The organism is Paraburkholderia sp. D15, assembly GCF_029910215.1.
GTDB lineage: Bacteria > Pseudomonadota > Gammaproteobacteria > Burkholderiales > Burkholderiaceae > Paraburkholderia.
The window spans coordinates 1,655,549-1,676,055 of sequence record NZ_CP110395.1 but is presented as its reverse complement, the minus strand read 5'-3'; the positions used below and the strand labels follow the sequence as shown (position 1 = coordinate 1,676,055).

The window sequence follows — 20,507 nt, the reverse complement described above, 5'->3', positions numbered from 1 at the left end:
CCGGAGCGCCAGAAAATGACGAGTGAAAGTTTAGTAGCCGACGCAACAGGTCATCACGAGACAGCGGTTCTGCATATGGTTTGCGGAAAAATCGCGTCCGGCAAATCCACATTGACGACGCGTCTCGTCAACACTTCGCGCGCCGTCCTCATTAGCGAGGACAAATGGATCGCCTGCCTATACCCGGACGAGATCCAAACGCTGGCCGACTATATCAGCCGCACCGCGCGCATCCGAGCGGTGCTGACTGGCCACATCGAGGCGCTCCTCGCGGCGAATATATCCGTGGTACTCGACTTTCCATTCAATACGGTCAGCGCACGCCGGTGGGGTCGCTCGCTATTCCAGACTGCCGGTTGCGAGCATCGGCTCCACTATCTCGACGTGAGCGACGAGATTTGCAAATCTCGTCTGGCGGCGCGGAACGTATCGGGCGAGCATCCGTTTCACACATCGGAAGAGCAATACGACCAGATCTCCCGCTATTTCGTGCCGCCAGTTCCGGACGAAGGCTTCGACACGATTGTTTACGACGAGACGGGAGATGTTTGTTTTCGAACCGGGCCATGACATTCGTAACAATCGCAACCCAACGCTCCCGAAAGCCAGAACAGCAGAGCCCCAAAAAGACCGTTACTCGCGATCCCACGACGGCTCGTCGCCAAACGTCTCGACAAGGTAATCGACAAACCGGCGCACCTTTAGCGGTATGCGCTGCGCGCTGGGATAAACCGCCTGAATCGTGAGACTGGTCGTGCGATACGCCGGCAGCAGCGCGACGAGTTCGCCGCGCCGCAGGTGCTCGCCGAACACGAACGTCGGACCGTACGCGATACCCGCACCGGCAAGTGCGGCGGCGAGCAGCATTTGCGTATTGTTGGCCACTACCCGGCTGGGTCCGTCGATCACATGCGCGCGGTTTTTTGCATCCAGCAATGTCCAGTCGCCGGCCGAGACGGCCTCGCTGAAAGCGAGTCGTTGCGCACGCATCAAATCGGCCGGCTTGCGCGGCGTTCCATGGCGTTCGAGGTAGGCCGGCGACGCACACACCACCATCCGGCACGGCGCGATCCGGCGCGTCACAAGTCCCGGGTCGTCCAACCGCCCGATCCGGATCGCGACATCGACGCCCGCGTCGATCAGATCGACGTAGCGGTCGCCAACCACCACTTCCACGTTGACGTGCGGATGATCCGCCAGATAGCGCGCCACCACCTCGCCAAGATGCATCGCGCCGAATGTGACCGGCGCCGCGACACGCAGCAAACCACGCGCCGCGCCCTGCGAATCGCTCGCTTCGCGTCTGGCTTCGTCGAAGGCTTCGAGAATGTGCTTGCAGCGTTCGTAATAGGTCTGCCCGGTATCGGTCAGACTCAACCGCCGTGTGGTGCGCTGAAGTAGCCGCGCATTCAGCTCCGACTCCAACGCGCTCACATGCTTTCCAGCCATTGCCGCCGATAGACCAAAGCGGCGCGCCGCCGCGGCAAAACTGCCTTCCTCGACCGCGGCGACGAACACCCCAAGACTCGTGAGCCGGTCCATTTTTGCCCTCCAATTCGATAACGAGATTATCGACTGAAAACACCAATTGACCAATTATCAAACCAAAGACTTGAATCTACGATGTCGTCATCCGCTATGGAGCGATGACAGAGAGGACACGGAAATGAAAACCGACATGGAAATCAGGTCGAACGGCACACGGATTCACGTCACGCAGCGCGGCAGCGGCGAGTTGGCGCTGGTGTTTCTGCACTACTACGGCGGTTCGTCGCGGACATGGGAAGCGGTGGCCGGCGAACTGGCCGACCGCTATCGAATCGTCGCCACCGATCATCGCGGCTGGGGCGATTCCGAGGCACCGGCTGACGGCTACCGCATTGCCGACCTTGCCGCCGATGCCGAAGGCGTCATCGAAGCATTAGGGCTACGGCGTTACGTGCTCGTTGGCCATTCAATGGGCGGGAAGGTGGCGCAGCTCATCGCATCGCGTCGGCCGAAGGGGCTTGAAGGACTGGTGCTCGTCGCGCCGTCACCGCCGTCGCCGATGCTTCTGTCCGACGAGCAGCGTGCGACCTTGGCCGGCGCGTATCAATCGCGCGAATCGGTCGAATTCGTTGTCGATCACGTCCTCACCGCCAAGCCGCTCGAAGCCGCTCGCCGCGAGCAGGTCATCGAAGACAGCCTGCGGGGCGCACCGCAAGCCAAGGCCGGCTGGCCCAACGTGGCGCTGCGTGAAGACATCACGGCGGAAGTGACGTCGATCGACGCCCCGACCCTGGTCATCTCCGGCGCGCTCGATCAGGTGGATACGGTCGCAACGCTGCAGGCGGAACTGCTGCCTCGCATCCCGCACGCGGCGCTGCACGTGCTGCCCGGAACGGGACACTTGTCGCCGCTGGAAGCGCCTGCCGAAGTGGCACAGTTAATCGCACGATTCGTTGCGGCGATCGAGAATGGCTCAGTTGCATGTCACTCCCCTGAGCAGGTTCCAGTCGCTTTCGACGCAGCACTGAACGCTGCCGATCTCGATGCGCTACTTGGCATGTTCAGCCATCACGCAACGATGCGATTGACCAGCGGCAAGGTGCTACGAGAGAGCCCCGCCGAATTGCGAAGCGCGCTCGCTGAATTACTGGCACTGCGCCCGCATATCCGCAACGAAGTGCGTCTTGTATTGACGAGTGGCGACATCGCCCTCGTCCTTCTCGACTGGTCCTTGAACGTGACACTGCCGGACGGCCAGAATCGCGAGGAACGCGGTACAGCAACGCAGGTTCTGGAAAAGGGGCGCGACGGTGGGTGGCGGTTGCTGATCGCCAATCCGCTCGGGCTGAACTGAATCGCTTGAGTAGCGCGACGTCTTAAAGTCGACTAGCGGCGAGGTTAGGTTCGCCCGCATTCGATGTGGCGGCTATTTTGACGCGGGGGCGGACACTACCGGTCCCGGGCACTGCGGCATTAGCGGAATCACCGAACCGCATAGTCAAAAAGCCACGCAGCCGTCGCGCCCTCACCGATTCCCCGGGACCGCCGCCAACCCATCCAGCAGCGCCTTATGAAACGCCTGCGGGTCCTGCATCTGCGGCGCGTGCCCCAGGTCCGCGAACTCGACCAACGTCGCATGCGGAATCGCCTTCGCGGCCGCCTTACCCAACTCCGGATACCGCCCGAGCGTCGCGCGCAACTCGGGCGGCGCCGCATCCTTACCGATTGCCGTGGTGTCCTTCTGACCAATGAGCAGCAGCGTCGGCATGTTCAGTTGCCCAAGCTCATACACCACCGGCTGCGTATAGATCATGTCGTACAGCAACGCCGAATTCCACGCGACGATCCGCTTGCCCGATCCGCGATACATGCCCGCCAGCATCTGCACCCACGGTTCGTAATCGGCGCGCCAGTGTCCCGCGTAATACGTGACCTGTTCGTAACGGCGAATGCCATCGGCGGTCGTCTTCAACTCGCGCTCGTACCATTGATCGACCGATAGCGACGGCACGCCCTTCGCCTTCCAGTCCTCCAGCCCGATCGGATTCACCAGCACCAGCTGCTGCGTGTCGTGCGGATACATCAACGCATAGCGGATCGCGAGCATGCCGCCGGTCGAATGGCCGATCACCGTCGCATCGCTCACGCCGAGCGAATCGAGCAGCGCATGCGTATTGCGCGCGAGTTGCTGGAAGCTGTACTGATAGTGCTCGGGCTTGCTCGATTTGCAGAAGCCGATCTGATCCGGCGCGATCACCCGGTATCCCGCATCGCTCAAGCGGCGGATCGTCGTGTCCCACGTCGCCGCGCAGAAGTTCTTGCCGTGCAGCAGAACCACCGTGCGGCCGTTCGGATTGGCCGGCTTGACGTCCATGTACGCCATCCGCAACGCCACGCCTTGCGACATGAAATCGAAACGTTCGACCGGCGCGGGATAGTCGAAGCCCTGTAGTTCGGGACCGTACGCAGGGCCGGCATTGTCGGCGGCAATCGCGGCAGCGGCCGCCGCGCCCGCGGCCGGACCCGGCCGGCCAGGCGCACCAGGCGGTGTCGGCGCCGCGGCGGCGCTCGGGGCATCGGCGGCGCTGGCGGTGGCCGCCGCGGCCGACCCCGGCGACGCGGCGAATACGGGCCGCGCGACCAGCGACGAACCCACCATCAAGGCGACAGCACTCGACATCGCAAACAGCGAACGGCAGCGAAATTTCATCGGGATTTTTTGCAAACGGAGCGTGGCGGAAAGCATCGGAGGAAGCATCGCGAATAAAGCGGATGAAAGCAGATGAAAGCGCAGCCGGAAGCGACCGATTCTACGACGCCCCGCCTGACTCTGCCGCGACGCGCGCATTGATTCGTTCCACCCCTCGCGCCCGCCACGCATTTCCACGCAATCCGGCACGACGACACCCCGTGGCACGCATATTGCGGCGCGCCACCTCACGCTCTATGTGGCGTGCCGCACGGAGGGTCACCGTACGACGGCCGATCGTGCGCAAAAGGAGAACGGTGGCCGGGCGCGTCATCGCCGCCCGCGCAATTCATTTGCGCGTTCACGCCCAAACGGTGCTAGAAATAGCAGACGGACCAATCGGACCACCAGACGACTACACAACCAGATGAACCGGGGAATACCAATCAGCAGCTAACTTGCCCAGGCCGGAGCCGTCGCCGCAGCGCCCGCCCCCGGCCGACAAAGGAGACAGACATGGACACGCCGTCACGGCTGAATGATCTGCAACGCACCACCCTCGCCATTGTCCTCGCGGGCGGACGGGGCACGCGGCTCGGGCCGCTCACCAACAAGCGCGTCAAACCCGCGGTGCACTTCGGCGGCAAATACCGGATCATCGATTTCGCGCTGTCCAACTGTCTGAACTCCGGCATCCGCCGCATCGCGGTGGTCACGCAATACAAGGCGCACTCGCTGCTGCGCCATATGCAACGCGGCTGGAGTTTCCTGCGCGGCGAATTCGGCGAATTCATCGACCTGTGGCCCGCGCAGCAGCGCGTGGAAGGCGCGCACTGGTATCGCGGCACCGCCGACGCGGTGTTCCAGAACCTCGACATCATCCGTTCGATCCGCCCGAAATACGTCGTGGTGCTGGCCGGCGACCACATCTACAAGATGGACTACACGCGCATGATCGCCGACCACGCGGAAAGCGGCGCGGACTGCACGGTCGGCTGCATCGAGGTGCCACGCATGGACGCGGTGGCCTTCGGCGTGATGGCCGTCGACGAACACCGCCGCGTCACCGGCTTCGTCGAAAAACCCGCCGACCCGCCCGCGATTCCTGGCCGCCCGGATACCGCGCTGGCGAGCATGGGCATCTACGTGTTCAACGCGGATTACCTGTATTCGCTGCTCGAGGAGAACATCTCGAGCGTCGAGACCGATCACGATTTCGGCAAGGACATCCTGCCGCGCGTGGTCACCCAGGGCACCGCGATCGCCCATCCGTTCAGCATGTCGTGCGTGTCGTCGGACCCGAACGTGGAGCCGTACTGGCGCGACGTCGGCACCATCGATGCGTACTGGGCCGCCAATCTCGACCTCGCCTCGACGATTCCGACGCTCGACCTGTACGACCGCAACTGGCCGATCTGGACATACCAGGAACAGTTGCCGCCGGCCAAATTCGTGCGCGATCTGAAGGGTTTGCAGGGCAGCGGCAACAACCTGATCGTATGCGGCGGCTGCGTGATTTCCGGCTCGCAGGTGTCGCGCTCGGTGTTGTCGTCGAACGTCAAGGTGAGTTCGTTCTGTCACATCAGTGAGGCAGTCTTGTTGCCACAGGTGACGGTGGGCACGAGTTGCCGCCTGCAGAAGGTGGTGATCGACCGCGGCTGCGTGATTCCGGACGGCACGGTGATCGGCGAAGATCCGGTGAGCGACGCCGAACGTTTCTACCGGACCGACGACGGCGTGGTGCTGGTGACGCCCGACGCGCTGCGGCAGAAGACGACGTAAAACCCTCGGCGCGCCGCCGCTCACGACTGTGCATTCCCCCCAACCCGAGGCGGCGGCGCGCCCGCGGCACTCATCCACAGGAACGAGACGAAAGCCCATGACGATACGCGCCCTGCACGTCGCCAGCGAGCTGTATCCCCTCCTCAAAACAGGCGGTCTCGCCGATGTCGCGGGCGCGCTGCCGCCCGCGCTGATCGAACGCGGCGCCGACGTGCGGGTGCTGCTGCCCGGCTTTCCGGCGGTCGTCGCCGGTCTCGCCGACCTGCAGCCGGTCGCGCAGCTGGGCCGCTGTTTCGACGCGCCGAACGTGACACTCGAACGCGGCACGTTGCCGGCCAACGGCCTCGTCGTCTACGCGATCCGCGCGGGTACGCTGTACGACCGGCCCGGCAATCCGTATCTGAACGACGAACACGTGCCGTACGGCGACAACGCGCTGCGTTTCGCGCTGCTCGGCTGGGTCGCCGCGCAACTGGCGCAGCGGCTGGACCCGGCCTGGGCACCGCAGATCGTCCATGCGCACGACTGGCACGCGGGTCTCGCGCCCGCCTATCTGAAAGCGGCCGAACGCCAGGCCGGCCGCCCGCTCGCGCGCAGCGTCTTCACCGTGCACAACCTCGCTTATCAGGGCGTGTTTCCCGCACAGCAGTTCGGCCAGCTCGGCCTGCCCGACGATTTCTTCACGATGCACGGCATCGAGTTCTACGGGCAGCTGTCCTTCCTCAAGGCGGGCCTGTTCTATACCGATCGCATCACGACCGTCAGCCCAACCTACGCGCGCGAGATCCAGACGCTCGCGCAAGGTGGCGGACTCGACGGATTGCTGCGGCATCGCTCGCACGATCTGAGCGGCATCCTGAACGGCGTCGACTACGCGGTCTGGAATCCCGCCGGCGACGCCCTGCTCGACAGCCACTACAACGCCACCCGCCTCGCCGGCAAGCTGGCCTGCAAGGAGGCGCTGCAAAAGCGCTTCGGCCTCGCGCAGAAAAGCGACGCGTTGCTGTTCGGCGTGGTGAGCCGCCTCACCGAACAGAAAGGCCTCGACCTGCTGCTCGAAGCGGTGCCCGACATCGTCAAACGCGGCGGACAACTGGTGGTGTTCGGCACCGGCGACCCCGCGCTCGAAAATGGCCTGAGACGGGCCGCGCAAGCGCACCCCGAAGCAGTGGCGGTGGAACTGGGCTTCGACGAAACGCTCGCGCACACGATCGTCGCGGGCAGCGACGTGATCGCGGTGCCGTCGCGTTTCGAGCCGTGCGGACTGACGCAGCTGTACGCGCTGGCGTATGGCTCGCTGCCGCTCGTGCATTGCGTCGGCGGCCTCGCGGACACGGTCGTCGATGCGTCGCTGGAAAACCTCGCCGACGATCTCGCGACCGGCTTCGTCTTCGAACGCTTCGAGCCCAAAGGCATCAACGCCGCGATCCGCCGTGCGTTCGCGCTGTACGAGCGGCGCACCGAGTGGAAGGCGACCCAGCGCCGCGCGATGCGCCAGGATTTCGGCTGGGGAGCTTCGGCCGAGCGTTACCTGGCGTTGTATCGGGAGTTGGTCTAAGGCGCGTGCAACGCGTGTCCCCGACGCGCAGTCAAGTCAGGTGCGTTCAAGGCACGCTTGCCGTGCGCCAGGCGCGCATGAGGCGATGCCCTCGCGCCTCGCACGCCGCCTCCCGTCTGATGGTTCGACGCAACAACCCGGGGCCGGATCAACTCGCGCGCGGCAAACTCCTGTATCGTTGCCTGACCATGCAGTGCATGCGGGTTTCCAGCACTATCCGAAGCACGCGCGAAGCAGGCGTGAAGCGTCCGGTACCACGCCGGTTCGCATCGACGCGGCGCACGTTCCCCTCTCCATCGATCGCGCACATCGGGTTGCGCGGGCCACACCATGACGAAAAACGTTCTGAGCATCCAGTCCCATGTGGTATTCGGGCACGCCGGCAACAGCGCGGCCGAATTTCCGATCCGCCGGCTCGGCGTGAACGTGTGGCCGCTCAATACCGTGCAATTCTCGAATCACACGCAATACGGCCATTGGACCGGCAGCGCGATCGACGCCGCGCAGATGGAAGACCTCGTCGAAGGCATCGGCGCGATCGGCATGCTGCCGCGCTGCGATGCGGTGCTGTCGGGCTATCTCGGCACCCCGGAACAGGCGCAATCGGTGCTGGAAATCGTGAAGGCGGTGAAGGCCGTCAATCCGCGCGCATGGTACTTCTGCGATCCGGTGATGGGCGCGGCGAGCGGTTGCAAGGTCGAGCCCGGCATTCAGGAATTCCTCGTGCGCACCATGCCCGAAATGGCCGACGCGATGGCGCCGAATCACACCGAGTTGCAGCGCCTCGTCGGGCGCGAAATCGATACGCTCGAAGAAGCCGTGGTCGCGTGCCGCGAACTCCTCGCGCGCGGGCCGAAGCTGGTGCTGGTCAAACACCTGCTCGACCGCAACAGTCCCGCCGACCGCTTCAACATGCTGGTCGTCACCGAACGCGAAGCGTGGATGGGTCAGCGCCCGCTCTATCCGTTCGCACGGCAGCCGGTGGGCGTCGGCGATCTGACGAGCGCGGTGTTCGTCGCGCGCACCTTGCTCGGCGACTCGATCCGCGCGGCGTTCGAACATACGCTCGCGGCGGTCAACGCGGTCGTCAAGACGACCTGGCAGGCCGGGCGCTACGAACTGGAACTGGTGGCCGCGCAGAACGAAATCGCGCAGCCGCGCGAGTGGTTCGACGCCTGGGTGGCGGACAGCGCGTAAAGGCGCGGTACGCACACGCGTCGTCGTGCGCGTAATTCATGCGCGTTATTCATTCGCGTACTGATGCACCTCGTCACGCAAATCCACGCAACCATGTCGGCGCCATCGGCGCGTCCTATAATGCTGCCGCGTGGACGAGGCCTACCCTCGTCCGCCTGCCACTTTCAGGCAACCAGCATTCAGCACAGCACACGAGGCACCGATGGACGGCTACATCCGCAGCGAGCGGGAAGAATATTTTGAGCAGTTGTGCGTCAGCGTCGACGCCGACGAAACCCACGAACAGGAAGCGATCGAGTTCTTCGAGAATCAGTTCGATCAGCCCGACTTCGATCCCGCGCAATGGCTCGACATTGCGCTGTACTACTCGCCGGCGGTGGCGCGCGGCATCATCGAAATGGTCACGCCCGACGACCGCGCGCGCAGCAACATCGCCGAAGTCATCGCGGACAACCTCGATATCTCGTACGGCGAAGACGAGTGCCAGCAGTTCGCCGAGACGATCGAGTTCGCGTTGAACAACGGCGTGCCGGTGGATATCGATCTGGTGCTCGACGGTTGCCAGCGCGCGATCGACGACCTCGACACGTGGGCCGACGAAGACACCAAGGCGCCGCTGCTGCGTCTGCGCGAAGAGTTGTTGCGTCAGCAAGGCGAGCGTTAAACCTCGTACCACGCGGTCTGCTTTCAGTTGACTGTCGCGGCGCATCGCGCGCCGCGCGTCCTCCCTCCTCTCCCTACCCTCGTCCGCCTCTTAAGCATGTGCCGTAATCGGCACCTGCATGCCCGCAGCGACAGGCCGCCCGCGAACGCGCTGCGCGCCCTGTGCCGAAATGCTCATTCAAAGCGCCATGAATTGCCAAGACGACGGCAAATTGGCTTTCTATATTCGCGCCAGATTGACCGGCGTGTGACGGCGACTGCGCGTATTCCAGCATTGTTTATGGCGACCGATCCTCCGTAGGCTTGCGATACGCGCGAACGACACCCCTCGACTCGCGCGCCGATCCAGCGTTTTTGCCTTGCCGCTTTCACACACCCTGAAACTGTCGATGTAAGGAGAGAGAGACCATGAGTCTTCGCAGCACGCTGAAACCACTCGCACTGATCGCAAGCGCCGTGTTCGCCGTCGCGCCGCTCGCCAGTTCCGCCGACCAGGTCGTGAAGATCGGCTTCGCCGCGCCGCTGACCGGCGCCAACGCCGGCTACGGCAAGGACCTTGAAAACGGCGTGCGCCTCGCCATCGAGGAAGCCAACGCGCAGAAGATCAAGATCGGCGATCAGGTCGCGCAATTCCAGATCGTTTCGCAGGACGACCAGGCGGACCCGCGCATCGGCGTGCAGGCGGCGCAGAAGCTGGTCGACTCGGGCGTGTCGGCGGTGGTCGGCCACTTCAACTCGGGCACGACGATTCCGGCTTCGCAGGTGTACGAGCAGGCCGGCATTCCGGTGATCGACCCGGCCGCCACCAACCCGATCATCACCGGCCGCGGCTTCGCGAACACCTTCATGGTGATCTCCACCGACGCGCAGAATGCCGGCAACGCGGGCGTCTACGCGGTCGAGGTGACGAAGGCCAGGCGCATCGCGATCATCGACGACCGCACCGCGTTCGGCCAGGGCGAGGCCGACGAGTTCGAGAAGGCCGTCAAGGCGCATGGCGGCACGATCGTGACGCGCGAGTACACGGACAACAAGGCGGTCGACTTCAGCACGCAGATCACCAAGATCAAATCGACCAATGCCGACCTGGTGTTCTTCGGTGGACTCGACACCCAGGCCGCGGGTTTCGCGAAACGGATGAAGCAGTTGAGCCTGAACGCCCAGCTGGTGGGCGGCGGCGGCGTGATGGACGAGGACTTCATCAAGCTCGCGGGCGATGCGGCCGAAGGCGCGCAGGCCTGGGAATACGGCCGCCCGCTCGCGCAGTTGCCGGGCGGCAAGGATTTCTCCGCGAAGTTCAAGAAGCGCTTCGGGGTGGACATCCTGTCGTATGCGCCGTTCGGCTACGACGGCGCGTGGGCCGCGATCAAGGCGATGCAGCAGGCCAAATCCAGCTCGCCGAACGTGTACCGTCCGGTGCTGAAGGCGATCGATTTCGACGGCGTGACCGGCAAGATTTCGTTCGACAGTACCGGCGCGTTGAAGAGCGGATCGTCGACGCTGTATCAGGTGAAGAACGGCGCGTGGGTGCCGATCGTGACGAAGAGCGGGAGTTGACGCCGAGGCTCACGGCACCGCGTCGAAGCTTCGGCGTGGGGGCGTGAGCGCTCAAACGTGAGGATGGGGTGAGAGTCAGGGCCGCGCATCATTGCCCGCCTTGACCACCACTACCGCATCCAGATCCCGCTCGATCCGCACGAGGTCATCCTTCATCGCGGCGAAGTCGTCGGCGGAACACATCTGATGATCGAAGGCGGCGCGCAGTTGCCGCCGGACCTGCAACACGCGAGTCGACGGATCGAACACGTAGCGCGACGAGAAGGTCAGAAAACGGTCTTGCGCGTTCGCATCGACGGGCAGATCGGTCACGCGCGCAAAGCGCGGCAGCGTCATCTCCAGGGTCTCGTCGAACGTGCCGCCGATGCACGCCCACGGCTGCGTGCGCGCCGGCTCCGCAAGCCACGCCTGCACCTGCGAGTCCATCCCGCCCGACAGACTCGTCAGCGCCGGCACCGCCGTGCTGCCGTCGTTCCACACGAAATGCGCGACCGTGCCCTGCATCGACGTGGCGAACGGGCCGTCGGTGGCGTTCACGTCGCCGGCATGCAGTTGGGCGGTACCGTGCAGGCCTGTCGTCAACAAACGGTTCGCGGCGATCAGTTGCGTACGTTGCCGCGTCGCGCGGCGAAACGTGTTGCGTTCGAGTTCCGCCGTATAGCCCGTATCTTCCGCGCGGTACGCATAACTCGCGGTGCCGTGTTCGTCGACGTCGATCTGTATGCGCGCGCTGCGCTCGCGCGCTTGCGTGGCCGGCGTGCGCGCCAGCACGCCGTCGTCGACCAGCAATACCGGGCGATCCATCACGCTCGGCGGCAGATAGCCGAACGCGATGCCGCCTGCCGTGGTGTCCGCGTACAACGACAGATCAGGAATCCACACAATAGCGTGATTGATCGCGCTGCTGCCGTAACCGGGCACATCCGGCAGACTGTAGTACGGCCCGAGGTTCAGCAGCACCGCTTCGCTGCGGATGCCCACCGCCGCCAGCAGCGCGCTGTACAACGCGACGTGGTCCTTGCAGTCGCCATAACGGTTATGCAGGATATCGATCGCCTTGTGCGGGATCGCCGCCGTCTCGCCGAGAAACAGCGCGACGTAGCGGATGTTCAAACGCATCCAGTCGTACAGCGCGCGGGCTTTTTCGCGCGGCGTGGCGTTGCCGTTGTTCAGCCCCTGCGTTAATTGCCGGGCGAGCCGCACGATGGCGGGATCGTTCATCGTCGCGTCGACGGCGGGGCCACGATAGCGCGCGGCGAAACTCGCGAAATCCGGCACCGTCGATACCATCAGCCGGTCGCCCCAGTTCGCGTAGCCGACCGCGCCCGCTTCGAGCGGCGCATACGGGCCGTGCCGGTAGTCGAACTCGTAACGTGTGCGGCCGTTGGCCGTGACCGGTGGCAACGCGGTGTAGCCGCGCGCATCGGCGTACAGCGGCACGTCGGCGGGCAGATCGAAGATCAGCCGCTGCAACTCGACCGGCTCGCGCGTCGGCTCGACCAGGTACGCGAAGGTGCCGGCCTGCAAAGGCTTCGTGCGCGTCTTGCGAAACGCCAGATGCACGCGCGAGCCAGGCTCGACGCCGGGGAAAATCACCGTGCGCAATACGCCGTCCTCGAAACTCGGTGCCCCGGCCGAACGCGGTTCCTGCACGTCGCGAATCGCCTCGGGTCCGACCGGATGCGCGGCGCCGTCCGGGTCGAGCGTTTCGGCGGCGAGTAGCTGCACCTGCTCGATGTCCTTGTTGAACCACACGTAGCGCTGGGCGATATCGTCGACGCCGCTCGTCGTGTTCGCGCGCAACACCGTATCGTCGTGTTCCTCGATGGAACCGTCTTTCTGGATCGTGAACAGATGGACGTCGCTTTCCATCGTGGAAGGCGCGAGGTCGCCGGGGGATGCGGCGAAAGCGGAAGAACCGGCGCACGCGCCCATCCACGTCAACGCGGCCATGAAGCCGATCACACCGATTCGCCGCCTCATGCGCGCTCAGTCGCTTTCGCCGAGCTGCGTGAGCAGCGCCTGCAACCGCTCGACATGCCGCAGCAGCAGATGACGATGCTTGTCGATCTGTTCGAGCCGCCCCGCGAGGTCGGCCTGGATCGGACCGTCGAGATCCGCGGCGGCGATCACGTCCTCCACTTTCGCGCGCAGGCTCGCCAGTTCGACCGGCGCGTGGCTCAGATGCCGCTCGAAGCGCCGCACGTCCTGCACCGCGAGATCGCGGACCTTGCGGAAATGCGCCTGACGCCGATGCGCTTCGGCATCGAGCGTTTCTTCTTCGACGCGTTTGGCCGGGCCCGGTTGACCGAAGATCGGTTCAGGCGGCCGCAGCACCGTCTTCTTCCGTACCGGATGCGCGGTGCCGCGAAAACGCGCGAGCGGTTGTTCGTTGTCGATCGCCTCGCGCGCGTTGGATGGAATGTCTTGTTCGGTGTGCGGCACGTTCATCCAGCCATTCGGCAAACCCGTGACCGCTTCGATGCCGCGCACGAATTCCTCGCTGAATTCGCGCTGGCCGGACAACATCAGCTTCAGATAGCTCGCGGAGAAGGTCATCATGCGCGCGAGACGGGTCGCCGCGCCGACCTCGCGGGTCAACAGCACCAGGTTCGCTCGCCAGACGGGGAGCAGCAATTCGTCGGAATCTTCCATCGCTGGGTCATCCATCTTTTTGCCCGATTATGTGACGCCGCGCCTGGCGCGTCATCGTTTTGAAAGGGTAGCCGCTTGACGGCCCGGCGTGCAATCCCGGCGATCGCGCCGCAATCGCCGGCGGCCGGTTCGTCATCGCCGCCGACGTGTCGAAATTACACGCCCGCGCCGGTCGCCGGACGACAAAGCGGCGTTGCCAGCGGCCCGAATGGCTTGATCGACCTGATCGGGTCGATCGGCCTGATCGGGTCGATCATCGGCCTGATCGGCGCCATCGTCAGCGCCATCGTTTTTCATTGACCTCCACCATCACCGCACGTTCATATGCCGGTCGCGCGCGATGTGGCATGCTTATGCATCGCCGAGGCATGCATCGTGCTGAGGTGATAGCGCCACCACTCTGAATTAAGGATTCTGTAATGAAGAAACTCGTTCTCTCCGTTGCCGCCGCCATCGTCGCGCTGAGCGCCATTGCTCCCGCACAGGCTTACGAACACCACCCGGTTTGCCACAAGGTGCGTGTTCATCATCACTGGGAAAAACGCTGCCATTGATGAACGACGGCGCCTGACGGCGCACTCGCACATTCAGGAAGCCCCGTCACGAGCGGGGCTTTTTTCATGGTGCGCGGGATAGCCGGGAGCAACACGCGGGCCGCATGACGCCGTATACGTTCAGCGTGAAAACGTTAACGCGCAACGACGGACACATGCTGTTACACCTTGGCGTCACCAAACAGATGCGGCCCAAGACGCTGCGCGATAGCGCAACATCCTGAGCCGCATGAAAAACGGAGAGTGAATTGTCAAATCCCGCGCGGTAGATTTCCGCGCAGTATGCGTGACGCGATCGGCGAATGCCTACGCGAGCGCTTAAGCCGTCGTCTAAGCCGCCCTGACCCGCTCCAGCGCGGTCGTCACCAATGCTTCGAGCAAAGGTTCGACCTTCGCGGCCAGCGTTTCGTCATACGCATACGGATGTTGCTCTTCCATATACGTGATCTGCGAAAGTTCGAGCTGCACCGCATGCACGCCCTGCGCGGGCTTGCCGTATTCGCGCGTGATGTAGCCGCCCTTGAAGCGTCCATTGGCGACCGCCGAATAACCGCCGTGACGTTCGACCACCGCAGTCAGTGCTTCACCGAGCCCCGCCGCGGCGCTGGCGCCGTTCGACGTGCCGAAGTTGAAATCCGGCAAGCGGCCTTCGAAGAAACGCGGTACGTGCGAGCGGATCGAATGCGCTTCCCACAACAGCACCTTGCCGTGTTGCGCTTTCAGCGCGGCCAGTTCGTTCACGAGCGCGTCGTGATACGGCTTCCAGTACGCATCGCGACGGCGGGCGATTTCCGCTTCGTCGGGCAAATAGCCGTCGCGGTACAGCGGTTCCTTGTCGAACGTATCGATGGGCAACAGACCCGTGGTGTCCTGCCCCGGATAGAGATTGGCGCCGTCGGGCGGACGGTTCAGATCGATCACGTAGCGCGCGTTGACCGGCGCGAGAATCGATGCGCCCATGCGCTTCGCGAAGCCATACAGACGGTCGAGGTGCCAGTCGCAATCGTCGGTGCGTTGCGCGACCGGCGTCATCGTCGCGGCGATATCGGCGGGAATTTGCGTGCCCAGATGCGGGATCGAGATCAGGAGCGGCAGGCTTCCTCGTTGCAGCGAGAAAACCGGCGAAGTGGTCGAGGCAGTCATGTCAGTCCGGAATCGATTGAGAGGTTGAGTCGAGCCGTTCACTTGAGCAGGTCGGCGAGCGCCGCGCGATAGCGCGCGTAGGCGCCCGCTTCGTCACGATGCCGGCGGTTCTCGACCACCCGCACGCCGCCCGCGTACACGTCTCGCACCGGCGTCTCGCCGTGCTCGCAGAATACAACGCCCGACAGCCACGCGTCAGGCGCATGCTCGGCAATGCTCGCATGATCCGCGTCGAGCACCAGCCAGTCCGCGCGATGTCCGGCCTGCAACGCGCCGACCGCGCGGCCCGTGGCACGCGCGCCGCCGTCGAGCGACGCGTCGAACAGACGGTCGGCCACATGAGTCGCCTGTGCCGAGGCCAGCACGTTGCGTTGCCGGCGCGTCAAGCGCTGGCCGTATTCGAGCAGCCGCAATTCCGCGCGCCAGTCGACGCCGATGTGGCTGTCCGACCCCACGCCGATACGTCCGCCCGCGTCGAGATAGTCCTGCGCCGGAAAAATACCGTCGCCGAGATTGGCCTCGGTGGTCAGACACAAACCGGCCACCGCGCCGCTCTTCGCGAGCGCCAGCGTTTCGTTCGCATCGACATGGGTGGCGTGCACGAGGCACCAGCGGCTATCGACGTCGAAGCGATCCAGCAGCCATTGCACCGGCCGCGCGCCCTCGGTCTCGACACACGCGTCGACCTCGGCGGTCTGTTCGGCGATATGGATATGCACCGGCGCGCTCGCATCGATTCCGCCCAGCAGCGTATGCAGCGATTGCGCCGACACCGCGCGCAACGAATGCGGCGCCACGCCGTAGCGCAGCGCGGCGCTCTCGGGCCGCGCCGTGCGCAGCGTGCCGAGCAGATCGAGCAGACTCTCCGGCGTGTTGAGGAAGCGCCGCTGATCGTCGCGCGGCGGTTGCGAGCCGAAGCCGCTGTACTGATACAGCACCGGCAGCATCGTCATGCCGATGCCGCTCGCCGTCGCGGCGTCCACCACGCGCTGCGCGAGTTCGGCCTGATTCGCGTAATGGCTGCCGTCCTGCGTGTGATGCACGTAGTGGAATTCGCACACCGACGTATAGCCCGCCTTCAGCATTTCGATGTACAGCCACTGCGCGATCGCCGCGAGCCCTTCCGGTGCGATGCGCGCGGCGAAGCGGTACATCAGGTCGCGCCAGCTCCAGAAATTGTCGGTGGCGTTCGCGCGATATTCGGTGAGGCCGGCCATCGCGCGCTGGAACGCGTGCGAGTGCAGGTTCGGCATGCCGGGCAGGATCGGGCCAGCGGCTTGCGGTACGCCGGCGGGTGCCGTGTCGGTATCCGGCGCGACCTTGGTCAGCGTGCCGTTTGCGTCCCATTCGAGCAGCACGTTGCGGCGCCAGCCGTCCGCGAGATACGCATGCCCGGCGAACAGCGCGCGATTCGATGGAGTGGTTTGCGAGTGTGCCTGCGTGTTCATTTGAGTTTGCGGTTGCATCAGCGGTTGCGGTTGCGGTTGCGGTTGCGTGGTCGTTTAAATCATCCGGCGAGCCCTAGCTCGACTCCCGCCGCGTATAAACGGTCTCGCCCGCGCGCACCACGCGCGCGCACAGCGGACGTCCAATCCAGTAAGCCAGCTCGGCCAGCGTATCGACCGGCCACACGGCGAAATCCGCCGCGCGTCCGACCGCCAGCGCTCCGTGCACGTCCGCCTTGCCGAGCGCGCGCGCCGCATGCGCGGTCACGCCTTGCAGCACCTCGGGCACGGTCATGCGGAACAGCGTGCTCGCCATGTTCATCATCAACAGCAGCGACGTGGTGGGCGACGTGCCCGGATTGCTATCGGTCGAAATCGCGATCGGCACCTGATAGCGCCGCAGCAATTCCAGCGGCGGCAACTGCGTCTCGCGGATGAAGTAGTACGCGCCCGGCAACAGCACGGCGACCGTGCCGGCTGCCTGCATCGCGGCGACGCCGGCTTCGTCGAGAAATTCGAGGTGATCGGCGGACAGCGCGCGATGACGCGCGGCGAGCGCCGTGCCGCCGCTGTTCGATAGTTGCTCGGCGTGCATTTTCACCGGCAGCTTGTAGCGTTCGGCGGCATGGAACACGCGCTCGCTCTGCGCGAGCGAAAAGCCGATGCGCTCGCAGAACACATCGACGGCATCGACGAGTCCTTCGTCGGCGAGCGCGGGCAGCATGACGTTGCAGACTTCGTCGATATACGCGTCGGCGCGGCCCGCGAATTCCGGCGGCAACGCATGCGCGCCGAGAAACGTCGTGTAGACCGTCACCGGATAACGCTCGCCGAGTTGCCGCGCGACGCGCAGCATCTTGCGTTCGCTCGCGAGATCGAGGCCGTAGCCGGATTTGATTTCGATCGCCGTCACGCCTTCGGCGAGCAAGGGTTCGAGCCGCGCGGCCGCTTGACGGAACAGCGTCGCTTCGTCGGCGGCGCGCGTCGCCCGCACCGTCGACACGATGCCGCCACCCTGCCGCGCGATCTCCTCATAGCTGACGCCCGCGAGCCGTTGCGCGAATTCATCGGCGCGCTGGCCGCCGTACACGAGATGCGTATGACAGTCGACGAGACCCGGCGTGACCCACGCGCCCTGCAAATCTTCGCGCGGCCACGCGGCGTAATCGCCGGGAAGTCCGGACGCCGCGCCGAGCCACGCGATGCGGCCGTCCTCGACGGCGATCGCGGCATCCGCCAGCGTGTGATGAGGGTCGCCCTGCGGGCACAGTTTCAGGTGATGCCAGACGGTTTGCTTCATCGCGTGCTCATTGCAGCTCGTTGCGTGTCCGTGGGGTTCGCGTGCGCGCGCCATGCCATGGTCAGACCGACGCGCGTCGCGAGATCATCGTTCGTAATGGAGGCGGATGGCGAGCAGCGCGCCCGTGCCGCCGATCGCGCAATGCAGCGCGTCGGGCGCGTTCACGCGCAGCGTGTCGCCTTCCGCGAGCGCGTGCGGCGGCGCGTCGCCAAGGTTGATCGACACGGCGCCTTGCGCGCAGTACAACAGCGCCACGTCGGCGCTCAGTTCATGGTGCGCGGGGCCGTGCCACACGTCGAGTTCGCCGCGCGCCGCGCCACGGCGCACCATCAGGTTGAAGTCACGCGTCGCGCCGTCGACGAGTCGCGCATCGATCGCGGTCTCGCCGGCAAAACGCGCGACGTCGAGCGGACGGGTCAACGCATGCGTATGCGCGACGCTCGTCGCGTCATCCGCCGCCGCGTGGTCAGGCTGCGCGATTTCGTCGAGCATCATGCCCGCGCCGGACAACAGCACCAGCGTACGGTCGATGCCCGCGAAACGCGAAAACGGCCCGGCCTGCGCGACGTCGGCGATGCTCACGCGCCAGACGAAACTGTCGAGCCCGGCCTGCTCCGGCACGGCCGCCACTTCGCGCGTGACGCCGCCGCCGTTCTTCCACGGCGCCGCCACCAGATCGACGCCGCGAATCAGCGTGACCGTGCTCACGTTGCTCACGTCACTCATGTCACTCATGTCGCCCAGGCGCGCCACGATCAGCGGCCCAGCATCGGCAGGTTGAGACCCGCTTCGCGAGCCGTTTCCTGCGCGAGTTCATAGCCCGCATCCGCGTGACGCATCACGCCGGTCGCCGGATCGTTGAACAGCACGCGGCCGAGGCGTTCCTTCGCGGCGTCCGTGCCGTCCGCGACGATCACGACACCCGAGTGCTGGCTGAAGCCCATGCCGACCCCGCCGCCATGATGCAGCGACACCCACGACGCGCCGCCCGCCGTATTCAGCAGCGCGTTGAGCAGCGGCCAGTCGCTGACTGCGTCCGAGCCGTCCTTCATCGATTCGGTTTCGCGATTCGGGCTCGCCACCGAGCCGGTGTCGAGGTGATCGCGGCCGATCACGATCGGCGCTTTCAGTTCGCCGTTCTTCACCATCTCGTTGAACGCCTGGCCGAGGCGGTAGCGGTCCTTCACACCGACCCAGCAGATCCGCGCGGGCAAGCCCTGGAACGCGATGCGTTCGCGCGCCATGTCGAGCCAGTTGTGCAGATGCGGATCGCCGGGGATCAGTTCCTTGACCTTGGCGTCCGTCTTGTAGATGTCCTCCGGATCGCCCGACAACGCGACCCAGCGGAACGGACCCTTGCCTTCGCAAAACAGCGGCCGGATATACGCGGGCACGAAGCCGGGGAAATCGAACGCGTTTTCGACGCCCATTTCCAGCGCCATCTGGCGGATGTTGTTGCCGTAGTCGAGCGTGGCCGCGCCGCGCTCCTGCAAGGTCAGCATCGCTTGAACCTGCTTCGCCATCGACTGCTTGGCCGGCGTGACGATGCTGTCCGGCGCGGTCTTCTGACGCTCGCGCCAGTCTTCCAGCTTCCAGCCTTGCGGCAGGTAGCCGTGAATCGGATCGTGCGCGCTGGTCTGGTCGGTCACGCAGTCCGGCGTGATGCCGCGCGCCACGCACTCGGCGAACACGTCGGCGGCATTGCCCAGCAGACCGATCGATACCGGCTTGCCGGCCTGCTTCGCTTCGTCGAGCATGGCGAGCGCTTCGTCGAGCGTGGTCGCCTTTTTATCGACGTAGCGCGTCTTCAGACGGAAGTCGATCCGCGTCTCGTCGCATTCCACCGCGATCATCGAGAAGCCGGCCATGGTCGCGGCGAGCGGCTGCGCGCCGCCCATGCCGCCGAGACCGCCGGTGAGAATCCAGCGGCCCGTCGGGTCGCCGTTGAAATGCTGGTTCGCGACCGAGAAGAAGGTTTCATAAGTGCCCTGCACGATCCCCTGGCTGCCGATGTAGATCCAGCTGCCCGCCGTCATCTGGCCGTACATCATCAGGCCCTTGCGGTCGAGTTCGTGGAAGTGTTCCCACGTCGCCCAGTGCGGCACCAGATTCGAATTCGCCAGCAGCACGCGCGGCGCGTCGGCATGCGTGCGGAACACGCCGACCGGTTTGCCCGACTGGATCAGCAGCGTCTCGTCTTCGTTCAAATCCTTCAGCGACGCGAGGATCTGGTCGAAACAATCCCAGTTGCGCGCGGCCCGGCCGATCCCGCCGTACACGACCAGCGCGTGCGGATGCTCGGCGACTTCCGGGTCCAGGTTGTTCTGGATCATCCGGTACGCGGCTTCCGCGATCCAGGTCTTGCAGGTCTTGTCCGCGCCGCGCGGTGCGCGGATGGTACGGGTCGGATCGAGACGCGGGTCGATGTGCTTCGGGTTGTTCATGATGGCCCTCAAAAGCTTGAAGATGGTCGGGA

General features: G+C 65.0%; 18 protein-coding genes. 8 read left to right on the top strand and 10 right to left on the bottom strand.

Features of this window, described 5'->3' with window-relative positions; genetic code table 11:
• The first annotated feature begins 15 nt into the window (after nucleotides 1-15).
• The gene (locus LFL96_RS07250) at nucleotides 16-570 is read left to right on the top strand and encodes an ATP-binding protein (RefSeq protein ID WP_280999601.1); all 555 of its coding nucleotides are present in this window, start codon (nucleotides 16-18) and stop codon (nucleotides 568-570) included.
• A 63-nt stretch (nucleotides 571-633) separates the two neighbouring features.
• Here the strand turns inward: LFL96_RS07250 and LFL96_RS07245 are convergent, their stop codons facing one another.
• Complete coding sequence (locus LFL96_RS07245) at nucleotides 634-1,542, bottom strand: LysR family transcriptional regulator (protein ID WP_280999598.1); 909 nt, start codon at nucleotides 1,540-1,542, stop codon at nucleotides 634-636.
• 136 nt (nucleotides 1,543-1,678) lie between these two features.
• On the opposite strand from LFL96_RS07245, the gene LFL96_RS07240 reads away from it, so the two are divergent.
• Nucleotides 1,679-2,842, top strand: a complete 1,164-nt coding sequence (locus LFL96_RS07240) for an alpha/beta fold hydrolase (protein WP_348638421.1) — start codon at nucleotides 1,679-1,681, stop codon at nucleotides 2,840-2,842.
• 171 nt (nucleotides 2,843-3,013) lie between these two features.
• Here the strand turns inward: LFL96_RS07240 and LFL96_RS07235 are convergent, their stop codons facing one another.
• Nucleotides 3,014-4,198 (bottom strand): alpha/beta hydrolase, encoded by a 1,185-nt coding sequence (locus LFL96_RS07235; RefSeq protein ID WP_280999594.1) that lies wholly within the window; start codon nucleotides 4,196-4,198, stop codon nucleotides 3,014-3,016.
• 495 nt (nucleotides 4,199-4,693) lie between these two features.
• On the opposite strand from LFL96_RS07235, the gene glgC reads away from it, so the two are divergent.
• The 5 genes from glgC (at nucleotide 4,694) to LFL96_RS07210 (ending at nucleotide 10,934) form a co-directional block, all read left to right on the top strand.
• A complete protein-coding gene (gene glgC, locus LFL96_RS07230) occupies nucleotides 4,694-5,959 on the top strand; it encodes a glucose-1-phosphate adenylyltransferase (RefSeq protein ID WP_280999592.1) in 1,266 nt (421 codons plus the stop codon).
• 97 nt (nucleotides 5,960-6,056) lie between these two features.
• A complete protein-coding gene (gene glgA, locus LFL96_RS07225) occupies nucleotides 6,057-7,517 on the top strand; it encodes a glycogen synthase GlgA (protein ID WP_280999590.1) in 1,461 nt (486 codons plus the stop codon).
• A gap of 330 nt (nucleotides 7,518-7,847) precedes the next feature.
• Nucleotides 7,848-8,714, top strand: coding sequence for a pyridoxal kinase PdxY (pdxY, locus tag LFL96_RS07220; protein WP_280999588.1), 867 nt, complete (start codon nucleotides 7,848-7,850; stop codon nucleotides 8,712-8,714).
• A 202-nt stretch (nucleotides 8,715-8,916) separates the two neighbouring features.
• The gene (locus tag LFL96_RS07215; protein WP_280999586.1) at nucleotides 8,917-9,378 is read left to right on the top strand and encodes a hypothetical protein; all 462 of its coding nucleotides are present in this window, start codon (nucleotides 8,917-8,919) and stop codon (nucleotides 9,376-9,378) included.
• 407 nt (nucleotides 9,379-9,785) lie between these two features.
• Entirely contained in the window at nucleotides 9,786-10,934 is a 1,149-nt protein-coding gene (locus LFL96_RS07210) for a branched-chain amino acid ABC transporter substrate-binding protein (RefSeq protein WP_280999584.1), read from the top strand.
• Between the two features lie 75 nt (nucleotides 10,935-11,009).
• Here the strand turns inward: LFL96_RS07210 and LFL96_RS07205 are convergent, their stop codons facing one another.
• The 3 genes from LFL96_RS07205 to LFL96_RS07195 form a co-directional block, all read right to left on the bottom strand.
• Nucleotides 11,010-12,869 carry a DUF3857 domain-containing protein gene (locus tag LFL96_RS07205; RefSeq protein ID WP_348638420.1) on the bottom strand — a complete coding sequence of 620 codons (1,860 nt, stop codon included), beginning with the start codon at nucleotides 12,867-12,869 and terminating at the stop codon, nucleotides 11,010-11,012.
• 54 nt (nucleotides 12,870-12,923) lie between these two features.
• Nucleotides 12,924-13,589 (bottom strand): hypothetical protein, encoded by a 666-nt coding sequence (locus LFL96_RS07200; RefSeq protein WP_280999581.1) that lies wholly within the window; start codon nucleotides 13,587-13,589, stop codon nucleotides 12,924-12,926.
• Nucleotides 13,590-13,744: 155 nt separating this feature from the next.
• Nucleotides 13,745-13,876, bottom strand: coding sequence for a hypothetical protein (locus LFL96_RS07195; protein ID WP_280999579.1), 132 nt, complete (start codon nucleotides 13,874-13,876; stop codon nucleotides 13,745-13,747).
• A 132-nt stretch (nucleotides 13,877-14,008) separates the two neighbouring features.
• Here LFL96_RS07195 and LFL96_RS07190 point away from each other — a divergent pair, with 132 nt between their 5' ends.
• Nucleotides 14,009-14,143 carry a hypothetical protein gene (locus LFL96_RS07190; protein ID WP_280999577.1) on the top strand — a complete coding sequence of 45 codons (135 nt, stop codon included), beginning with the start codon at nucleotides 14,009-14,011 and terminating at the stop codon, nucleotides 14,141-14,143.
• 330 nt (nucleotides 14,144-14,473) lie between these two features.
• On the opposite strand, the gene hutG is transcribed toward LFL96_RS07190, so the two are convergent.
• The 5 genes from hutG to hutU all read right to left on the bottom strand — a co-directional run bounded on the left by hutG (nucleotide 14,474) and on the right by hutU (nucleotide 20,475).
• On the bottom strand, nucleotides 14,474-15,286 hold the full coding sequence (gene hutG / locus LFL96_RS07185; RefSeq protein WP_280999575.1) for an N-formylglutamate deformylase: 813 nt from the start codon (nucleotides 15,284-15,286) through the stop codon (nucleotides 14,474-14,476).
• A gap of 38 nt (nucleotides 15,287-15,324) precedes the next feature.
• Nucleotides 15,325-16,734 (bottom strand): formimidoylglutamate deiminase, encoded by a 1,410-nt coding sequence (locus LFL96_RS07180; protein ID WP_280999572.1) that lies wholly within the window; start codon nucleotides 16,732-16,734, stop codon nucleotides 15,325-15,327.
• 73 nt (nucleotides 16,735-16,807) lie between these two features.
• Nucleotides 16,808-18,031: an imidazolonepropionase gene (gene hutI, locus LFL96_RS07175; RefSeq protein ID WP_280999570.1), complete on the bottom strand. Its 1,224-nt coding sequence runs from the start codon at nucleotides 18,029-18,031 to the stop codon at nucleotides 16,808-16,810.
• An 84-nt stretch (nucleotides 18,032-18,115) separates the two neighbouring features.
• Complete coding sequence (locus LFL96_RS07170) at nucleotides 18,116-18,757, bottom strand: HutD family protein (RefSeq protein ID WP_280999568.1); 642 nt, start codon at nucleotides 18,755-18,757, stop codon at nucleotides 18,116-18,118.
• A gap of 29 nt (nucleotides 18,758-18,786) precedes the next feature.
• Nucleotides 18,787-20,475, bottom strand: a complete 1,689-nt coding sequence (hutU, locus tag LFL96_RS07165) for a urocanate hydratase (RefSeq protein WP_280999566.1) — start codon at nucleotides 20,473-20,475, stop codon at nucleotides 18,787-18,789.
• Nucleotides 20,476-20,507: the final 32 nt, after the last annotated feature.